Here is a 16,705-nt window from a genome sequence, read left to right as displayed (position 1 = left end):
AGGACTAGTGAGGACTGAAGACCACGTGAGCTCGAAACCTGTCGTACTCATCGCCGAAGAGCTGTCGCCCGCCACGGTCGACGCCCTCGGTCCGGACTTCGACATCCGGCACTGCAACGGCGCGGACCGCGCCGAGCTGCTCCCCGCGATTGCCGATGTCGACGCCATCCTCGTGCGCAGCGCGACGAAGGTCGACGCCGAGGCCATTGCCGCCGCCAAGAAGCTGAGGGTCGTCGCCCGCGCGGGTGTGGGCCTGGACAATGTCGATGTCTCCGCCGCCACCAAGGCCGGCGTGATGGTCGTCAACGCCCCGACCTCCAACATCGTCACCGCCGCCGAGCTGGCCTGCGGTCTGCTGGTCGCCACGGCCCGCAACATCCCCCAGGCCAACACCGCCCTGAAGAACGGCGAGTGGAAGCGCAGCAAGTACACCGGCGTCGAGCTCAGCGAGAAGACCCTCGGTGTGGTCGGCCTCGGCCGGATCGGCGTCCTGGTCGCCCAGCGGATGTCGGCGTTCGGCATGAAGGTCGTCGCCTACGACCCCTACGTCCAGCCGGCCCGTGCCGCGCAGATGGGCGTCAAGCTGCTGACGCTCGACGAGCTGCTCCAGGTCTCGGACTTCATCACGGTGCACCTCCCCAAGACCCCGGAGACCGTCGGTCTCATCGGGAACGAGGCGCTGCACAAGGTCAAGCCGTCGGTCCGGATCGTCAACGCCGCGCGGGGCGGGATCGTCGACGAGGCGGCGCTGGCCAGCGCGCTGAAGGAGGGCCGGGTGGCCGGCGCGGGCCTGGACGTCTACGCGACCGAGCCCTGCACCGATTCGCCGCTCTTCGAGTTCGACCAGGTCGTCGCCACCCCGCACCTCGGTGCGTCGACGGGTGAGGCGCAGGAGAAGGCCGGTATCGCGGTCGCCAGGTCGGTGCGGCTGGCGCTGGCCGGCGAGCTGGTGCCGGACGCGGTCAACGTCCAGGGCGGGGTGATCGCCGAGGACGTCAAGCCCGGACTGCCGCTGGCCGAGCGCCTCGGCCGGATCTTCACCGCGCTGGCCGGCGAGGTCGCCATGCGCCTCGATGTCGAGGTGTACGGCGAGATCACCCAGCACGACGTCAAGGTGCTGGAACTCTCCGCGCTCAAGGGTGTCTTCGAGGACATCGTGGACGAGACGGTCTCCTACGTCAACGCCCCGCTGTTCGCGCAGGAGCGCGGTGTGGAGGTGCGGCTGACGACCAGCAGCGAGTCGCCCGAGCACCGCAACGTCGTAACGGTGCGCGGCACGCTCGCGGGCGGTGACGAGGTGTCGATCTCCGGCACGCTCGCCGGTCACAAGAACATCCAGAAGGTCGTCGCCGTCGGGGAGCACTCCATCGACCTGGCGCTCGCCGACCACATGGCGTTCCTGCGCTACAGCGACCGTCCCGGCGTCGTCGGCACGGTCGGCAAGATCCTGGGCGAGGCCGGCATCAACATCGGCAATATGCAGGTCTCGCGGGCCGATGTCGGCGGTGAGGCGCTGGTCGCGCTGACCGTCGACGACACCATTCCGCCGAACGTGCTCAGCGAGATCGCCGAGGAGATCGGCGCGACTTCGGTGCGCGCGGTGAACCTCGGCGACTGACCGCCGGGTTTTCGCAGGTCAACGGGCTCGGGCTCCGCTTGTGCGGGGTCCGGGCCCGTTTGCGTGCCCGCATCGTACGGGCGCCGTCGCGGTCCGCGACCGGGCGCCCGGCGAGGTCTCCGCATCAACCATTCACCCGAATGGCCTATCCGGGAGGGAGGGCGCGGGGGCCGTCGGCGCGGTCGAGGGGGCCGCCGGGGCCGTCGGCCGCCGGTCCTCCCGAGTCGCTGGGGAGATGTTCGCGTCGCGCAATGGGAACTGCGCGTGCCCCCGCCGGTGCGTGCGGAAGGAGAGAGACGCCATGAATGCACCCCTGGGGGACGCCCCGCAGAGTCTGACCGGCTTGCATGTGGTCGATGCGGACGGTGCAAAGGTGGGCACGGTCCAGCAGGTCTACCGGGACGATGCCACCAACGAACCCGAGTGGATCACGGTGCGCACCGGGCTGTTCGGCATGAAGGAGACCTTCATCCCGCTCGCCGGCGCCCGGCGGACCGGCGACGAACTGCATGTTCCGCACGCCAAGGCCACCATCAAGGGCGCACCGCGGATCGACGCCAACGGCCATCTCGATCCCTCCGAGGAAGAGGAGCTCTACCGCCACTACGGGATGACCCGGCCGGGCACGGCCGACGCGGATGCGGCCGGCCCCACGTCCCGGCCCGGCCCCCGGGCGACCGGGGACACCGCGCCTCCCGCCCCCACGGGCGGCGAGCGCAACAAGCTGATCGAGGGGCCGATGGCCGGGGCGGGCGCCGGAGCCGGTACCCGGGCCGGGCCGCAGGCGGGCGACACCGGCGACACCGCGCGCAGCAAGGAGCAGATGCCCGAGACCGGCGCCGAGGAGCGTGAGAGAGGCCGCCACCCGGGCGAGCGGGACAGAGGACGCGACGACGGTACGGGCGGCGGGCGCGAGGGGCCGGACCGGCCGCGGTGACCCGGGTGGGGCGCCGGGCCCGGGGGAGCGGTGAAGGCCGCGGTCGCACATCCGCTCTCCGGCCACGGCCCTTCGCGGGGGCGCGGCAAGGGACGTATACGTACGTCTAAAACGGGTGTCTGGTACGAGCGTATGTGCGGCGATAGGCTGCCCTCATGGGACACCGTGAAGATCTTCTGGAGGGCGCCAAGCGCTGCCTCCTGGAGAAGGGGTATGCGCGCACCACCGCCCGCGACATCGTGGCCGCATCGGGCGCCAACCTCGCCTCCATCGGATACCACTACGGCTCCAAGGACGCCCTGATGCGCCAGGCGATCATCGCGTCCAGCGAGGAGTGGGGGGCCGGTGTCGCCCAGGTGCCGGGCGCCGACGAGACGGTGCCGGGCGACGCCGGTCCGCTGGAGCGGTTCGCCGCGGTCTGGGACCTGTTCCTGCAACGGATCTCCACGGAACGGGAGTTCATCGCCGCGCAGGTCGAGGTGCTGGGGCTGCTGCCGCGCGACGCGGCCCTGCGCGAGGCGATCGGTGAGGTGCTCCCGGAGGGCGGCGAGGGGCTCGTCGCGATCTTCGAAGGGGTGCCGGACACCGAGGTCGACGCGGAGGCGGCTCGCGTCGTCGGCTCCTTCTATCAGGCCCTGCTCACCGGCCTGATGGTCCAGTCGCTGCTCACACCGGAGGCCATGCCCTCCGGCCGGGACCTGGCGACCGCGCTGCGCCGGGTCACCGCGGGCGAGGTGCTGGGGAAGAAGGAGTGACGGACGTCCCGGGCGCCTGTCCGGTGGAGATTTGCGGCGGCTTGTCCTGCGTGCTGTCCTGAAGTGAAGAGGTTGCGCAGTCGACGCCCGCGGGCGTGGTGAACCGTGGTTGAGCGGCCGTCAGCAAAGGGCCGGCCCGCCACCCGGCCGGCGCCCGTGGGTGCTGAGCGGCCGATCCACCCTCCACGGCACGCCAGTCCCTGCTCACTGGATGCCGGTGACGAAGGGCCTGCGCATGACCGACAATCCGCACGATCCGGCAGAGCAGAAGAAGGCGGAGCAGAAGAAGGCGGAGCAGAAGAAGGCGGAGCACCCGCCCCGGACCGGCCCGCGGCCGGCACCGCGATGGTCGCAGCGGGGACCGGCGTCCGCACGCGCCTACGCCCCGGTCGCGGCGCCCACCGTGTGCCCTGTCTGCGGGGGCTCGGTGGAGGGCGAGCTCACCTGTCAGTTCTGCGGGCAGGTCATGGTGCTTCCGCACGGGATACACCTGTCCACCGTGGGACTCCGCTTCGGCGGGTTCCTGCTGGAAAACCTCCTGATGATCTGCACGCTGTACATCGGCTGGCTCATCTGGGCCTTCCTCGTCTTCCCGCAGGGCCAGACCCCGGCCAAGCAACTGCTGCACATGCGGGTCATCTACATCCCGCAGGCCCGCGCGGCCCGGTGGTGGCGGATGTTCTTCCGCGAGTTCATCGCCAAGGGCATCATCGGACTCCTCGCCTCCGTCACTCTCCTCATCCCCTACTTCTGGCTGCTCTGGGACCGCAACCGGCAGGAGCTGTGGGACAAGATGGCCACCACGCTGGTCATCACCGACCCTGACGACCGCCTCCGCCCGCCCCGCCCGCCGGCCGCCTCGCTACCGGAGTGAGGGGGAGGGCTTGAGCTGCCCGGCCACGTCGCGGATTGCGAGCCGTCGCAGGATCCGCGACTCGATGAGCACTCACGAGCCCTTGAGCAGGACATCCGGCGGTCGCTCTTCTGCTCCGGTGGCCTCGCTCAGGACTGCGTTCCCTTCGGCGTGGGCTTGTGCGCCGAGAACGTCAGACGATCGCCCACGCTGAGTGTGATGTCGACATAGCCCAACGTCTGAAGACGTACGAGGAATGCGGCCGGCTCCACCGGGTTGTAGATGTCGCCCTCGTGGAACGCGTGCAGCGACTGGCTCGGCAGGCTGTCGGAACCCACGAGCACCCCTCCCGGCCTGAGCACACGAAGGATCTCCGCCAACAGGCGGTTCTGGAGCGCCGCCGTCGGCACGTGATGCAGCATCGTGAACGACGCCGCCGAATCGAAGGAGTCATCGGAGAAATCCAAGGCGACGCCGCTCCCTTGACGGATCTCCACGTTCGTCCCGGCAAAGCGATCGGCCAACAGCGACGCCGCTGCGGCCTCGATCTCCACGGCCACCAGGCGATCGACCTTGGTCCGCAGCCACTCGGTCGCCGCACCCGGCCCGGGGCCGACCTCCAGCAGGTCCTTCCCGAGAGCGGCACGAGCGACAGCCAACGGCAGCACCTCGTCGTGGAGATGGGCGGCCCACTCCAGGCTCGCACACAGCTCATCATGGTGTGTGTTCATGACGGCAACGCTAGGGACCGGCGCCGCCGTTCCACAGGCCGTAGTCTTCCATCTCATGTCGAGAAACGGACATGGCAGTGCGCTCGTACTCATCGGGAATCGAACCCCGAAAATGCGCATCCCGTGCGCACGGGCTCCCGACATTGCGCATCAATTCGCGGACCCTGCAGCCGTTCACAGCCGCGCCGCCTTGAGTGCCATGTGCAACAGCAGCCGGTGCTCGCCGTCGTCCAGATCGAGGCCGGTCAGCTTCTCCACCCGGCCCAGGCGGTAGTAGAGCGTCTGCCGGTGGATACCCAGGGCGTGGGCGGTGCGGCTCGCCTGGCCCGCGCAGTCGAGGAAGACCTCGGCGGTGCGCGCGAGTTCCGCATGGGCGGGGGCCAGCAGCGGGCCGATGGCCGGGTCGGGTGCGGTGCCTGGCAGGGCGGTCAGCATGCGGTACGGGCCGATGGCGTCCCATTGGGTGATCGGGCCCAGCCGGGGCTCGGCGCGGGCCGCGCGGGCCGCGTCCAGCGCTTCCCGCCAGGTGGCCGGAAGGTCGGTCAACTCCCTTGTGCCGACGCCGATTCCGGCGGCGCCCGGCCGCGGCGGCGGGGGCCCGGAGCCACCGCGCCCGCCACCGCGCGGCGCCCGCCCCGCGGCCGGCCCGGCGGACGCGCGCGGGGAGCGCAGCAGATGCTCGGCCACCGTGTGGGCCGGGGCGGACGCGCCGGACGCGCGCAGGCGTACCAGCGCGGCCAGGGCGGGCACGGGCGCCGCGGCTTGCGGGAGGCCGGCGGACCCGGCGCGGCCGTTGCGTCCCGAGCCGACGCGTGCGGCGGGCTCCGTCTCGTCCGCCCCCGAGGCCGGGCCGTCCGCCGGGCCGCGGCCCGCCGGCAGCGCGCACGCCGCGAGCAGACCCGGCAGGCTCGGCAGCGGTGCCGCGTCGGTGTCCGAGGTGTCCCAGGGCACCACCGCGACCAGGGTGAGCGGGGCGCCCGGGGTGAAGCGCAGACTGTCCCGCAGCGCATCGCGCAGCGCGGCCGCCGCGGCCGGCTGTCCGTCGGGCTGTGCGACCAGCAACTCCCGCAGCAGATCGCCGAGTTCGGACCCGGCGCGGGCCTCGTCGGCCAGCAGTGCGCCGATCCGGGCGGCGGTCTCCATCGCCTGCGCGATCCGCGGGTCGGGCGGCGCGCCCCGGCTGCCCAGTTCGAGATCGGTCAGATGCCCGTCGTCCAGCAGCCAGACGTAGCCGTGCACGATGCCCCGGTGGCGTACGGGCAGACAGATACGGCCCTTGAAGACCCCGGCGGCCGGGTCCGGCGGAATGCGCAGCGCGGTCTTGGCACGGGCGATGCCGAAGGCCTCGAACCAGGCCCGTACCGCCGCCGAGGAGCGGCGCTGGAGGATCGAGCGGGTGCGGACCGGGTCCATCACCTCGTCGTCGTCGCCCTCGTGCGCGCCGAACGCAATCAGTCCGAAATCCCGGTCCTCCAGCGTCGCCGGTGCGCCGAGCGCCGCCGAGATCTCGTCCACGAGCTGCTGGTAGTCGCCCCGCATCGGCCGCCCGGCTCCTCTCCTGTCGCCACACCACCGGCATCGCCGGTGTCTCGGACACCTCTCACACCACTGTCACCACTGACACGGTCACCTCACCCTCATTCTCATACATCTGTCTGAGATCCCGACCACGAAGGCGTGACAGCTGTCGATGGCCGGGAAGTAGCGCGATCCTTAAGTTTCAGGTGGCTCAATATTGCCGACGCGTTCGCCCGCCCGGTGTCCGCCCGGTACTTGTCACTCTGAATCGTGGAGGTGCCCATGCTGGGTCCCGTGCTCCTGGCCGCAGCGCGCAGTGACAGCATCCGCCGGCTCGTGGCGGCCGCTCCGGTCACCCGGCCCGTGGTGGAGCGGTTCGTCGCCGGCGAGCGCCTGGACGAGTCCATGGCGGCCGTGCGGTCCCTGGCCGCGCGAGGCCTGGAGGTCACCCTCGACCACCTGGGCGAGGACATCACCGACCCGGCCGAGGCGCTGCGCAACCGCGATGCCTACCTCCAGCTGGCCGCGGCCCTCAAGGAGCACGGGCTCGGTGTCAAGGCCGAGATGTCGGTCAAGCTGTCCGCTTTCGGGCAGGCGCTGGCCGGTGGCCATGAACTGGCGCTGAAGAACGTCACCCCGGTGGTCGAGGCCGCCGCCGAGGCCGGTACGACCGTGACCCTCGACATGGAGGATCACACCACGGTCGACTCCACCCTCGCGATCCTCGCCGACCTGCGGGAACGCTTTCCCCAGACGGGCGCGGTGCTGCAGTCCTACCTCTTCCGCACCGAGGACGACTGCCATGCGCTCGCCGGGGAAGGCTCCCGGGTGCGGCTGGTCAAGGGTGCGTACAAGGAGCCCGCGACCGTCGCCTTCCAGGACAAGCGGGAGGTCGACAAGGCCTATGTGCGGTGTCTGAAGATCCTGATGGCGGGGGAGGGCTACCCCATGATCGGGTCGCACGACCCGCGGATGGTGGCCATCGCCCAGGAGCTGGCGCACCGCAACGGCCGCAAGCCGGCCGACTACGAATTCCAGATGCTGTACGGCATCCGCGAGGCCGAGCAGCAGCGGCTGGTCGCCGAGGGACACCGTATGCGGGTGTACATCCCCTATGGCACCGACTGGTACGGCTACTTCATGCGCCGCCTGGCCGAGCGCCCCGCGAACCTCGGGTTCTTCCTGAGGTCGCTGGCGACCCGCGGCTGACCGCGCCGCGCCTGATCGCCCCGCGGAGGCGGGCGCGGGTGGATGCTGGAAGCGGGGGCATGCCTCCTGACGGCGCCGCCCGCAGCCGCCCACCCGAAGCGGCCGCGGCCGCACCACCGACGTACGAAAACCGACGAGCGAAATCGAAGGAGACACGGCCGCTATGGACGCTGTGACCCAGGTCCCCGTGCCGGTGAACGAGCCGGTCCACACCTACGCCCCCGGCAGCCCGGAGCGTTCCCGCCTGGAGGCCAAGCTCAAGGAGCTGGCCGGCAACCCGATCGAGCTGCCGATGACCATCGGCGGCGAACACCGGATGGGCGGCGGCGAGCGCTTCGACGTCGTTCAGCCGCACAACCACTCCGCCCGTCTCGGCACGTACGCCAACGCCACGGTCAAGGACGCCCAGGACGCGGTCGACGCCGCGCTGGCCGCCGCCCCGGCCTGGCGTGCGCTGTCCTTCGACGACCGCGCCGCGATCATCCTCAAGGCCGCCGACCTGCTCTCCGGCCCCTGGCGCGAGACGATGGCCGCGGCCACCATGCTCGGCCAGTCCAAGACCGCCCAGCAGGCCGAGATCGACACCCCGTGTGAGCTCATCGACTTCTGGCGCTTCAATGTGCACTTCGCGCGCCAGATCCTCGCCGAGCAGCCCCCGGCGAACTCCCCGGGTGTCTGGAACCGCTCGGACCACCGTCCTCTCGAGGGCTTCGTCTACGCGATCACGCCGTTCAACTTCACCGCGATCGCCGGCAACCTCCCGACCGCGCCCGCGCTCATGGGCAACGTCGTGGTCTGGAAGCCGTCCCCGACGCAGACCTACGCCGCCGTGCTGCTGATGCAGCTGCTGGAGGAGGCCGGGCTGCCCAAGGGCGTCATCAACCTCGTCACCGGCGACGGCAAGGACGTCTCCGAGGTGGCACTGACCCACCCCGACCTGGCGGGCATCCACTTCACGGGTTCGACCAAGACCTTCCAGTACCTGTGGAAGACGGTCGGCACCAACATCGAGAACTACAAGACCTACCCGCGGCTCGTCGGCGAGACCGGCGGCAAGGACTTCATCGTCGCCCACCCGTCGGCCGACCGCGCCGTGCTGAAGACCGCCATGACCCGTGGCGCCTTCGAGTTCCAGGGCCAGAAGTGCTCCGCGGCCTCCCGCGCCTACGTCCCGGCCTCGCTGTGGAACAGCGGCCTCAAGGAGGAGTTCGCGGCCGAGGTCGACGCCCTGTCCGTGGGTGACGTCTCGGACCTGTCGAACTTCATGTCCGCCGTCATCGACGAGCGCTCGTTCGCCAAGAACAAGGCGGCGATCGACCGCGCCAAGGCCGACCCGACCGTCGAGGTCGTGGCCGGTGGCACGTACGACGACAGCGAGGGCTACTTCGTCCGCCCGACGGTCCTGGTCTCCACCGACCCGGAGAACGAGATCTTCAAGGACGAGTACTTCGGTCCGATCCTCGGCGTCTACGTCTACGACGACGCCGACTACGACGCGATGCTCACCCAGATGGAGTCCGCCTCGGCGTACGGCCTGACCGGTTGCGTCATCGCCCAGGACCGTGCCGAGGCGGCCCGCACCTGCGAGGTGCTGCGCTTCGCGGCCGGCAACTTCTACATCAACGACAAGCCGACCGGCGCCGTCGTCGGCCAGCAGCCCTTCGGCGGCGGCCGCGCGTCCGGCACCAACGACAAGGCCGGCGCCAAGCAGAACCTGATGCGCTGGACCTCGACGCGCTCCATCAAGGAGACCCTGGTCCCGCCGACGGACTACCGCTACCCGCACATGGGCTGACGCCCGCCCGGCCATACGCCGACGGCCCGGCTCCCCTCTCCCCGGGGGCGCCGGGCCGTCGGCGTGTTCTCAGGCTTTGCGTGGAGGGCCGGTGATGGCCTCGCCGATGGTGAAGCCCTTGGCGGGGCCGTCGGGGATGACGACGTCGATTCCGTACCGCGCGCGGTGACTCTGGGCATAGGTGGCTTCGCCGGGTCTCGGCGAGGACAGAACGGTGACGGTGCCCATGCCGTCGTAGTCGTCGATGAGGACATAGACGGGGATTCCGGCACGGGCGTAGGCACGGCGCTTGCGGACGCGGTCGCGCTGCTTGCAGTCATGACCGGGCGAGACCACCTCGGCGGCGAGTGCTACGCAGCCGACGTCGAGGCCGATCCCGTCTTCGGCCACGTATTCGGTGTCGTCTGCGAAGGCGGTGATGGCGTCTTCGAGGGCGATGATGAGGTCTGGAATCCAGACCTTACGGTCATGGATGATGTTCGTGTCGTTGGTGACGGCATAGGCACTCGACGTTTTGTCGAGGTACTGGGTGAGCTGTCGGCGCAGTTGAAAGCTGGTCCTGCTGTGGCTGTGGCGACCGGTGGGCGACACCTCGATGGACCCCTCGATGATCTCGGCGTGGAAGCCCTCGGGGAGTTCCATGGCTTTCCATGCCTGCCACAGCACTTCGTCCAGCTCGGGTCCGGGGGTCGTGTCCTCCGGTGTCGTGATCTCCGACATCGTCACGGGCGCCTCCTGCGCGAGCGCGGTCATGGTGCAGCACCTCCTCCTAAGTGTGGGCGGGCCTGGCCTCACGGCACAAGCGACACCGCCACGCTAGGGAGCGCAGGGACGGCCATGACCAGCGAATGTTCCCGGATCACTCGTTCGAGCACACGCCCGCCGTCTCAGATAGTAGGAAGCCCAAGTAATTGTGCAGACATCACGGCCGAGCTGTCCTAGCGTTGTAGGAGCCGAACGTAACGCTCCATCGAGCGAGTGCGGATGCGGCCCGGTACGTGAGTGCAGGTGACCCCTGCCGTGCCGAGGCCCCCGCCTCTTCCGGCCGCTTCTGGATCGACGCATCCCATTTCTTCTCGGGGCTCTGGCTTAGGAGACGTGAATCATGGCTGAGACTGCCGTCCGCAGGACCCGTCACTCCGCCCGTACGACCAGCGACGCCGACCGCAGGAATGCCGCCGCCGCCCTCCAGCGTGCCCTCGACCGCCGTGACAACGGCGGCTCCACCGGGCACTGAGCCGATGCGTGCGCGACCCGGGTCGGTCCTGTCGAGGCCGGCGTCGATGCCCTGCCGCTGCTGCTGGCGGATCCGGCTGTCCGTGGCCCGGTGGCTCTTTCTCTCCTGAGTGTGCTGCGCCTGTAGGGCGCCCGGGATCACGGGCGCCCTACAGGCGATCGTCCCCTGGCTACTGCGCGGGCGAGCGCGTCACCTCGAAGTGGTCGATGCGCTCGCCGGACTCGGCGAGGGCGGTGACCTTCATCCGCGGGCGGCGGCCCGGTGTGACCTCGACGGCGATGAAGGAGTAGCCGGTGTAGCGGACCCGGGACCACTCCACGGTTTCCTTGGTCTTCGCCTGGCCCTTGGACCAGTGGTAGGTGTCCACGTGGTCGAGGTCCTTGACGTGCCCCTCGTAGCTGTCCGGCACGGGGAAGTCGTAGAGGGCCCGGCCGGCGCCGCCCGCGGTCACGTACACGATGCCCTCGCGGGTGGTGTCCACGCTCGCGCCGATCGGCATCTTCTTGGCGACCCGTCCGCTCTTGAGGGCGTCGGTCCGCTCGTAGACGTGGTTGTGGCCGTTCACGACCAGGTCCACCTGGTGCTTCTCGAACAGCGGGAGCCAGGCGTCGCGCACCGCGCCGTCGGAGGCGTGGGAGTTGGTGGTGGAGAAAGCGCAGTGGTGGAAGAAGACCACGAGGAAGTCGATGCCGTCGGTGGCGCGCAGCTCGCCCAGGCGGCGGTCGAGCCAGCGGGTCTGCCGGCCGTTGGTGTAGCCCTGGTTGGCGGGGATCTCGTAGGAGATGTCGTTGGCGTCCAGGGCGACGACGGCGGTGTTGCCGTAGGTGAACGAGTAGACGCCGGGGGCGTTCTTGGCGTCCGGGCCGTTGCCGGGCAGCGTCCAGCGGGCGTTCTGGCCGCCGTAGCCGTTGGGGGAGTACCAGGCCTCCATGTCGTGGTTGCCGGTGGTCACCATCCACGGCACGGACTTGGCCACCGACTCGGTCTGGGCGAGGAACTGGTCCCAGACCCGGGCGTCGTAGGCGTCGTGCTCGGAGCCGTCGCCGTCGGTGTCCGCGTAGCAGATGTCGCCGGCGTGCAGGTGGAAGGACGGGTTCTGACCCAGGATCAACTGGTCGTTGGCCAGGGCGTGGTAGCTCACTCCCTGGTCGCCGAAGGCGGTGAAGACGAACGGCTCGGGGCGGGCCGGGGCGGTACGGAAGGTGCCGACGGTGGAGAAGTGGCGCGGGTCGGCCGGGTCGAAGCCCTCGTGGCCGACGCCGTAGTAGTACGTCGTCCCCGGGCGCAGTCCGTCCAGCGCGGCGTGCAGGTAGTACTGCTGCACGGCCGGCAGCTTCGCGGACAGCGACGGGGTGTGCAGATCGCGGACCTCGGCCTCGATCGTGCGCCCCAGGTCCCACGGCTCGACGCCCACCCGCAGATACGGCCGCTTGACCGCGAACGGCACCTGCCAGCTCACCCGCATCTGGCTCTTGGGATCGGCGCCGAAGGCCAGATGGCGGCCGAAGGGGGCGACCAGCGAACCGTCGACGGCGGCCGTGGTGGGCGAGGACAGCAGCGTGGGCGAGACACCCTGGGCCGAACCGGCCAGCAGTCCGGAGCCCGCGACGACTCCCGCGGTGGCGGCCGAGGTACGCAGCAGGCCTCTGCGGCTCAGCTTCGTACGGAGGTAGTCATGCTGTTCCGGCATGCTCATCCGGGCCGCCAACTGCTCCGGGATGCCGACGCGGGGGGTGTGCGAGGGCAGGGGGGCGGCCCCACGGGTGTTTCCAGTCATGCCGACGAATTTCTCAGCGTGACCCGACCGCAGTGGGGACGTGGGGTGAACGGCAGCTGACCGGCTCCCCATGTGTCCGTATGGCGGACGTTACGTGTCAATCAATGGGACGGAGAGTAGGGTCCAGACATGTCTCGCAGCATTCGCCTCGCAGTGATCCCCGGTGACGGTATCGGCCAGGAAGTCGTGGCCCAGGGCCTGAAGGTCCTGACCGCGGTCCTCCCGCAGGACGTCAAGCTGGAAACCAAGGAGTACGACCTCGGTGCCCGGCGATGGCATGCGACCGGTGAGACCCTCCCCGACGCGGAGCTGGAGGCGCTCAAGCAGCACGACGCGATCCTGCTCGGCGCGATCGGCGACCCCTCCGTACCGTCCGGGGTGCTGGAGCGCGGTCTGCTGCTCAAGCTCCGCTTCGCCTTCGACCACTTCGTCAACCTGCGCCCGTCGAAGCTCTTCCCGAACACCTCCACGCCGCTCGCCGGCCGCCCCGACATCGACTTCATCGTCGTCCGCGAGGGCACCGAAGGCCCGTACACCGGCAACGGCGGCAGCCTGCGCACCGGCACCCCCGCCGAGGTCGCCACCGAGGTCAGCCTCAACACCGCCTACGGCGTGGAGCGGGTCGTCCGCGACGCCTACGAGCGGGCCAACGCCCGCCCGCGCAAGAAGCTGACGCTGGTGCACAAGAACAATGTGCTGGTGTACGCGGGCCACATGTGGAAGAACATCTTCGACAAGGTCGGCCAGGAGTACCCCGAGGTCACCACCGACTATCTGCACGTCGACGCCGCGACGATCTTCTTCGTCACCCAGCCCGAGCGGTTCGACGTGATCGTCACCGACAACCTCTTCGGTGACATCCTCACCGACCTCGCCGCGGCCGTCACCGGCGGTATCGGCCTGGCCGCCTCCGGGAACATCAACCCGACCGGCGACTTCCCCTCGATGTTCGAGCCGGTGCACGGCTCCGCGCCGGACATCGCGGGCACCGGCAAGGCCGACCCGACGGCCACGATCCTCTCCGTCGCCCTGCTGCTGCGCCACCTCGGCTACGAGCCGCAGGCCGCCCGCATCGAGGAGGCCGTGGCCACCGATCTGGAGGCCCGGGACGGCTCGGCGCGGAGCACCGACGAGATCGGCGACGCGCTGGCCGCACGAGTAGCGGGCTGAGGCCCCTCGCGCACACACGCACCATGGACAGCGCCGGGCCTTCCAGGGCCCGGCGCTGTTCGCGTGGGCCCGGCCCGGGTCACGGCCCGGCCGGGTGCGACCATCGGACCCGGACCGCGTACGCGGTTCCGGCGGCGCGGACCCACGGGCGATAATCGGACGTGGCATCGTTGCCCGCGAGGAAACTCGGACGTCCCAGTAACGACCGGTACGTTCAAGAGCCTCATGGACGCGGCCGTACAAACCGCACCCTTGCCGCACGGTGGGGGTCCGAACCCCTTGCCCCCGGCCGGAGGGCTGGGCCGGTGATGCTCCCCAGCCGACGCTGGGAGGTACCCCCAGGTATCGCACACGCAGTGAAGGACATGCATTCATGACGACGCCCACGATCGAGCTCAAGCCCTCCTCGCACCCGTTGTCCGACGCGGAGCGGGAGCAGATCCTGGCCGCCCCCGGCTTCGGCCGCCACTTCACCGACCACATGGTGACGATCAAGTGGACGGAGGGCCGCGGGTGGCACGACGGACAGCTCGTGCCGTACGGCCCGCTCTCCCTCGACCCGGCGACCAATGTCCTGCACTACGCCCAGGAGATCTTCGAGGGTCTCAAGGCGTACCGCCGGCCCGACGGCTCCGTCGCCACCTTCCGCCCCGACGCCAACGCCCGGCGCTTCCAGGCCTCCGCACGCCGGCTGGCCATGCCGGAGCTGCCCGTCGAGACCTTCATCGAGGCCTGTGACCTGCTCGTCCAGCAGGACAAGGACTGGGTGCCCGCGCACGGCGGCGAGGAGTCGCTCTACCTGCGCCCGTTCATGATCGCGACCGAGGTCGGCCTGGGCGTGAAGCCCGCCAACGAGTACCTCTTCGTCGTCATCGCCTCGCCCGCCGGCGCGTACTTCGCCGGCGGCGTCAAGCCGGTCTCCATCTGGCTGTCCGAGAACCGGGTGCGCGCCGTGCCCGGCGGCATGGGTGACGCCAAGACCGGCGGCAACTACGCCGCGTCGCTGCTCGCACAGGCCGAGGCCGCCGCGCAGGGCTGCGACCAGGTCGCCTACCTCGACGCCGTGGAGCACAAGTGGGTCGAGGAGCTCGGCGGGATGAACCTGTACTTCGTGTACGGCGACAAGATCGTCACCCCCACCCTGACCGGCTCGCTGCTCGCCGGCGTCACCCGTGACTCCCTGCTGTCCGTCGCCCGCGACCTCGGCTACACGTCGGAGGAGGCCCGGGTCTCCATCGACCAGTGGAAGACCGACACCGCGAACGGCACCCTCACCGAGGTCTTCGCCTGCGGCACGGCCGCCGTGATCACCCCGGTCGGCACGGTCAAGAGCGCGGGCGGCGAGTGGACCCAGTCCGACGGTGAGCCCGGCAAGGTCACGCTGAAGCTGCGCGAGGCGCTCCTCGACATCCAGCGGGGTGTCGCCGAGGACAAGCACGGCTGGATGCACGAGCTGGGCTGAGCCCGCCCCGCATGCGGGCCCGGACATGACCGAGGCCGCCCCCGACGTACTGTCGGCGGCGGCCTCGGTCATGTCCGGGCCGGCTCAGCCGGCCTCCGCGGGGATGTCCGCCGCCGTGGCCGGCGGAGCGGGCGGTGCGGTGCGCAGCGCCGCGACCGGGCGGGGGTCCCGGGCGGTCAGGGTCAGGTACGCGATGCCGCCCACGGCCGCCGCGAGCAGGAAGCTGAGGTCGATGCCGCCGGTCAGCGGGAGCAGCGGCCCCTGGTAGAGCGGTGTGTCCACGCCCATCAGGCCGACCACCGAGCCCAGCGCCCAGGCCAGCGTCGCCCGGACGTGCCAGCCCGCCCGGTACCAGTACACGCCTCCGCGGGTGCCGCGGTTGTAGACCTGCAGGGACTCCGGGTCGTAGGCACCGCGGCAGCGGGCGAAGCCGATCACGGTGATCACCGCCCAGGGCGTCCCGACGGCGGTCATCAGCAGCACGAACGAGGTCATCGCCTCCTGCGCCGCCCACAGGAAGTGGCCGGCGTAGACCAGCGTGGTCGCGGTCGCGGCGACGACATGGGTGGCCTGGGTGCGGGTCGCGCGCGGCAGGATCGCATCGAGGTCGAGGCCCATGCTGTAGAGCATCAGACCGGCGTTGCCGACGGAGCCGGCCGAGGCGTTGAGCAGCAGCAGCGCCAGGTACCAGAGCGGCGCGCCGGCCACCAGCGGGCCCGCGTAGTCCTCGCCCGCACCGACCGCGAGCGCGGTGAACGTCCCGAAGAGCTGCGGCACCAGCAGGCCGGCCACCAGGCCCAGACAGGTGGCGCCGAAGACCTTCCGGGAGCTGTGCCGGCGCGGGGAGATGTAGCGGCTGTAGTCGCCGAGCAGGGTGATGAAGGCGATGGGGCCGCTCAGGCCCGCGGAGACGGCGGCCAGCAGCCAGGTCTGCCAGAAGCCGCCGAGCAGATACGAGCTGCCGTGCGGTGCGGCGGTGGTGAAGGTGTCGGCGTAGGCGACGATGCCGAGGGCCAGCAGGACGGTCAGGCCGATGGCGAGCACCTTGCTCAGCCGCAGCAGGACCCGGTAGCCGTAGACCGCGCCGACGGCGGTGGCGCCGGCCAGCAGGGCGTAGACCAGGGCATAGGTCGCGCCGCCCGTCGGCAGCCCGGTCAGCCGGTGCAGGCAGCCCACCACCGCGTCCCCGCCGACCCACAGGGTCAGCGCGGTGTAGCCCAGCGACAGCAGCAGGCCGATGACCGAGCCGATCAGCCGGCCGCGCACACCGAAGTGGGCACCGCTGCTGGTGGAGAGGTTGGTGGCGCTGCGCAGCGAGACCAGCGCGAGCGGGGCGGTCAGCAGGGTGCCGACGAGGGTGCCGGCCGCCAGGGAGGTCACCGAGGGCCAGAAGCCGAGCCCGAAGGAGACCGGGAGCCAACCGAAGATCACCACGCCCAGGGCGAGGTTCGACCCGAGCAGGATCGAGATCAGGTCGCGAGGGCCGCTGGTGCGTTCCTCGTCCGGGATGGTGTCGACTCCGCGTTGTTCGATCGGCATGAGGGCTCCCCTGAGAGGCCGGACAACAGTGTGTGAGCAGCGCGTCGTGCGCCGTGCTCCGGGCTGTGGACAGTGCTCGCCAGGGCCGTGCCGCGCAGCGAGAT

Annotated in this window: 14 protein-coding genes; 9 read left to right on the top strand and 5 right to left on the bottom strand. The window is 70.5% G+C overall.

Features of this window, described 5'->3' with window-relative positions; genetic code table 11:
- The first annotated feature begins 25 nt into the window (after nucleotides 1-25).
- From serA to SLV14N_RS11550, 4 genes are all read left to right on the top strand, one after another.
- Complete coding sequence (serA, locus tag SLV14N_RS11565; protein ID WP_263269260.1) at nucleotides 26-1,618, top strand: phosphoglycerate dehydrogenase; 1,593 nt, start codon at nucleotides 26-28, stop codon at nucleotides 1,616-1,618.
- 301 nt (nucleotides 1,619-1,919) lie between these two features.
- Nucleotides 1,920-2,555, top strand: a complete 636-nt coding sequence (locus SLV14N_RS11560) for a PRC-barrel domain-containing protein (RefSeq protein WP_208680853.1) — start codon at nucleotides 1,920-1,922, stop codon at nucleotides 2,553-2,555.
- Nucleotides 2,556-2,710: 155 nt separating this feature from the next.
- Nucleotides 2,711-3,310, top strand: coding sequence for a TetR/AcrR family transcriptional regulator (locus SLV14N_RS11555; protein ID WP_208680852.1), 600 nt, complete (start codon nucleotides 2,711-2,713; stop codon nucleotides 3,308-3,310).
- Nucleotides 3,311-3,545: 235 nt separating this feature from the next.
- Nucleotides 3,546-4,184 carry an RDD family protein gene (locus SLV14N_RS11550; protein ID WP_263269259.1) on the top strand — a complete coding sequence of 213 codons (639 nt, stop codon included), beginning with the start codon at nucleotides 3,546-3,548 and terminating at the stop codon, nucleotides 4,182-4,184.
- Between the two features lie 128 nt (nucleotides 4,185-4,312).
- Here the strand turns inward: SLV14N_RS11550 and SLV14N_RS11545 are convergent, their stop codons facing one another.
- Together SLV14N_RS11545 and SLV14N_RS11540 are read right to left on the bottom strand one after the other, a co-directional pair.
- On the bottom strand, nucleotides 4,313-4,894 hold the full coding sequence (locus tag SLV14N_RS11545; RefSeq protein ID WP_263269258.1) for a class I SAM-dependent methyltransferase: 582 nt from the start codon (nucleotides 4,892-4,894) through the stop codon (nucleotides 4,313-4,315).
- A 174-nt stretch (nucleotides 4,895-5,068) separates the two neighbouring features.
- Entirely contained in the window at nucleotides 5,069-6,433 is a 1,365-nt protein-coding gene (locus SLV14N_RS11540; RefSeq protein ID WP_263269257.1) for a CdaR family transcriptional regulator, read from the bottom strand.
- A 261-nt stretch (nucleotides 6,434-6,694) separates the two neighbouring features.
- Here SLV14N_RS11540 and SLV14N_RS11535 point away from each other — a divergent pair, with 261 nt between their 5' ends.
- On the top strand, nucleotides 6,695-7,621 hold the full coding sequence (locus tag SLV14N_RS11535; RefSeq protein ID WP_263269255.1) for a proline dehydrogenase family protein: 927 nt from the start codon (nucleotides 6,695-6,697) through the stop codon (nucleotides 7,619-7,621).
- 163 nt (nucleotides 7,622-7,784) lie between these two features.
- Nucleotides 7,785-9,416: an L-glutamate gamma-semialdehyde dehydrogenase gene (pruA, locus tag SLV14N_RS11530; RefSeq protein WP_208680848.1), complete on the top strand. Its 1,632-nt coding sequence runs from the start codon at nucleotides 7,785-7,787 to the stop codon at nucleotides 9,414-9,416.
- 69 nt (nucleotides 9,417-9,485) lie between these two features.
- Here the strand turns inward: pruA and SLV14N_RS11525 are convergent, their stop codons facing one another.
- Nucleotides 9,486-10,169, bottom strand: coding sequence for a Uma2 family endonuclease (locus SLV14N_RS11525; RefSeq protein WP_263269253.1), 684 nt, complete (start codon nucleotides 10,167-10,169; stop codon nucleotides 9,486-9,488).
- A gap of 352 nt (nucleotides 10,170-10,521) precedes the next feature.
- Between SLV14N_RS11525 and SLV14N_RS11520 the strand changes: the two genes are divergently transcribed.
- Nucleotides 10,522-10,653, top strand: coding sequence for a hypothetical protein (locus tag SLV14N_RS11520; RefSeq protein WP_088800221.1), 132 nt, complete (start codon nucleotides 10,522-10,524; stop codon nucleotides 10,651-10,653).
- A 169-nt stretch (nucleotides 10,654-10,822) separates the two neighbouring features.
- On the opposite strand, the gene SLV14N_RS11515 is transcribed toward SLV14N_RS11520, so the two are convergent.
- Nucleotides 10,823-12,430 carry a metallophosphoesterase family protein gene (locus SLV14N_RS11515; RefSeq protein ID WP_263269250.1) on the bottom strand — a complete coding sequence of 536 codons (1,608 nt, stop codon included), beginning with the start codon at nucleotides 12,428-12,430 and terminating at the stop codon, nucleotides 10,823-10,825.
- A gap of 129 nt (nucleotides 12,431-12,559) precedes the next feature.
- On the opposite strand from SLV14N_RS11515, the gene SLV14N_RS11510 reads away from it, so the two are divergent.
- Together SLV14N_RS11510 and SLV14N_RS11505 are read left to right on the top strand one after the other, a co-directional pair.
- Nucleotides 12,560-13,600: a 3-isopropylmalate dehydrogenase gene (locus SLV14N_RS11510; RefSeq protein WP_026169208.1), complete on the top strand. Its 1,041-nt coding sequence runs from the start codon at nucleotides 12,560-12,562 to the stop codon at nucleotides 13,598-13,600.
- Between the two features lie 373 nt (nucleotides 13,601-13,973).
- Nucleotides 13,974-15,062, top strand: a complete 1,089-nt coding sequence (locus SLV14N_RS11505; protein WP_263269249.1) for a branched-chain amino acid aminotransferase — start codon at nucleotides 13,974-13,976, stop codon at nucleotides 15,060-15,062.
- Between the two features lie 84 nt (nucleotides 15,063-15,146).
- Here the strand turns inward: SLV14N_RS11505 and SLV14N_RS11500 are convergent, their stop codons facing one another.
- Nucleotides 15,147-16,601, bottom strand: coding sequence for a cytosine permease (locus tag SLV14N_RS11500; protein ID WP_263269248.1), 1,455 nt, complete (start codon nucleotides 16,599-16,601; stop codon nucleotides 15,147-15,149).
- Nucleotides 16,602-16,705 lie beyond the last annotated feature (104 nt).

It is taken from the genome of Streptomyces sp. Je 1-4 4N24 (assembly GCF_026239515.1).
Taxonomy (GTDB): Bacteria; Actinomycetota; Actinomycetes; order Streptomycetales; family Streptomycetaceae; genus Streptomyces; species Streptomyces nigrescens.
The sequence above is the reverse complement of the archived record's forward strand: the minus strand, read 5'-3'. Positions and strand labels throughout refer to the sequence as shown.

Coding starts and splice junctions, on each gene's coding strand:
- SLV14N_RS11500 (WP_263269248.1), bottom strand. CDS start 16,601: ATGCCGATCGAACAACGCGGAGTCGACACCATCCCGGACGAGGAACGC.
- SLV14N_RS11525 (WP_263269253.1), bottom strand. CDS start 10,169: ATGACCGCGCTCGCGCAGGAGGCGCCCGTGACGATGTCGGAGATCACG.
- pruA (WP_208680848.1), top strand. CDS start 7,785: ATGGACGCTGTGACCCAGGTCCCCGTGCCGGTGAACGAGCCGGTCCAC.
- SLV14N_RS11540 (WP_263269257.1), bottom strand. CDS start 6,433: ATGCGGGGCGACTACCAGCAGCTCGTGGACGAGATCTCGGCGGCGCTC.
- SLV14N_RS11550 (WP_263269259.1), top strand. CDS start 3,546: ATGACCGACAATCCGCACGATCCGGCAGAGCAGAAGAAGGCGGAGCAG.
- SLV14N_RS11535 (WP_263269255.1), top strand. CDS start 6,695: ATGCTGGGTCCCGTGCTCCTGGCCGCAGCGCGCAGTGACAGCATCCGC.
- SLV14N_RS11505 (WP_263269249.1), top strand. CDS start 13,974: ATGACGACGCCCACGATCGAGCTCAAGCCCTCCTCGCACCCGTTGTCC.
- SLV14N_RS11520 (WP_088800221.1), top strand. CDS start 10,522: ATGGCTGAGACTGCCGTCCGCAGGACCCGTCACTCCGCCCGTACGACC.
- SLV14N_RS11515 (WP_263269250.1), bottom strand. CDS start 12,430: ATGACTGGAAACACCCGTGGGGCCGCCCCCCTGCCCTCGCACACCCCC.
- SLV14N_RS11510 (WP_026169208.1), top strand. CDS start 12,560: ATGTCTCGCAGCATTCGCCTCGCAGTGATCCCCGGTGACGGTATCGGC.
- SLV14N_RS11545 (WP_263269258.1), bottom strand. CDS start 4,894: ATGAACACACACCATGATGAGCTGTGTGCGAGCCTGGAGTGGGCCGCC.
- SLV14N_RS11555 (WP_208680852.1), top strand. CDS start 2,711: ATGGGACACCGTGAAGATCTTCTGGAGGGCGCCAAGCGCTGCCTCCTG.
- SLV14N_RS11560 (WP_208680853.1), top strand. CDS start 1,920: ATGAATGCACCCCTGGGGGACGCCCCGCAGAGTCTGACCGGCTTGCAT.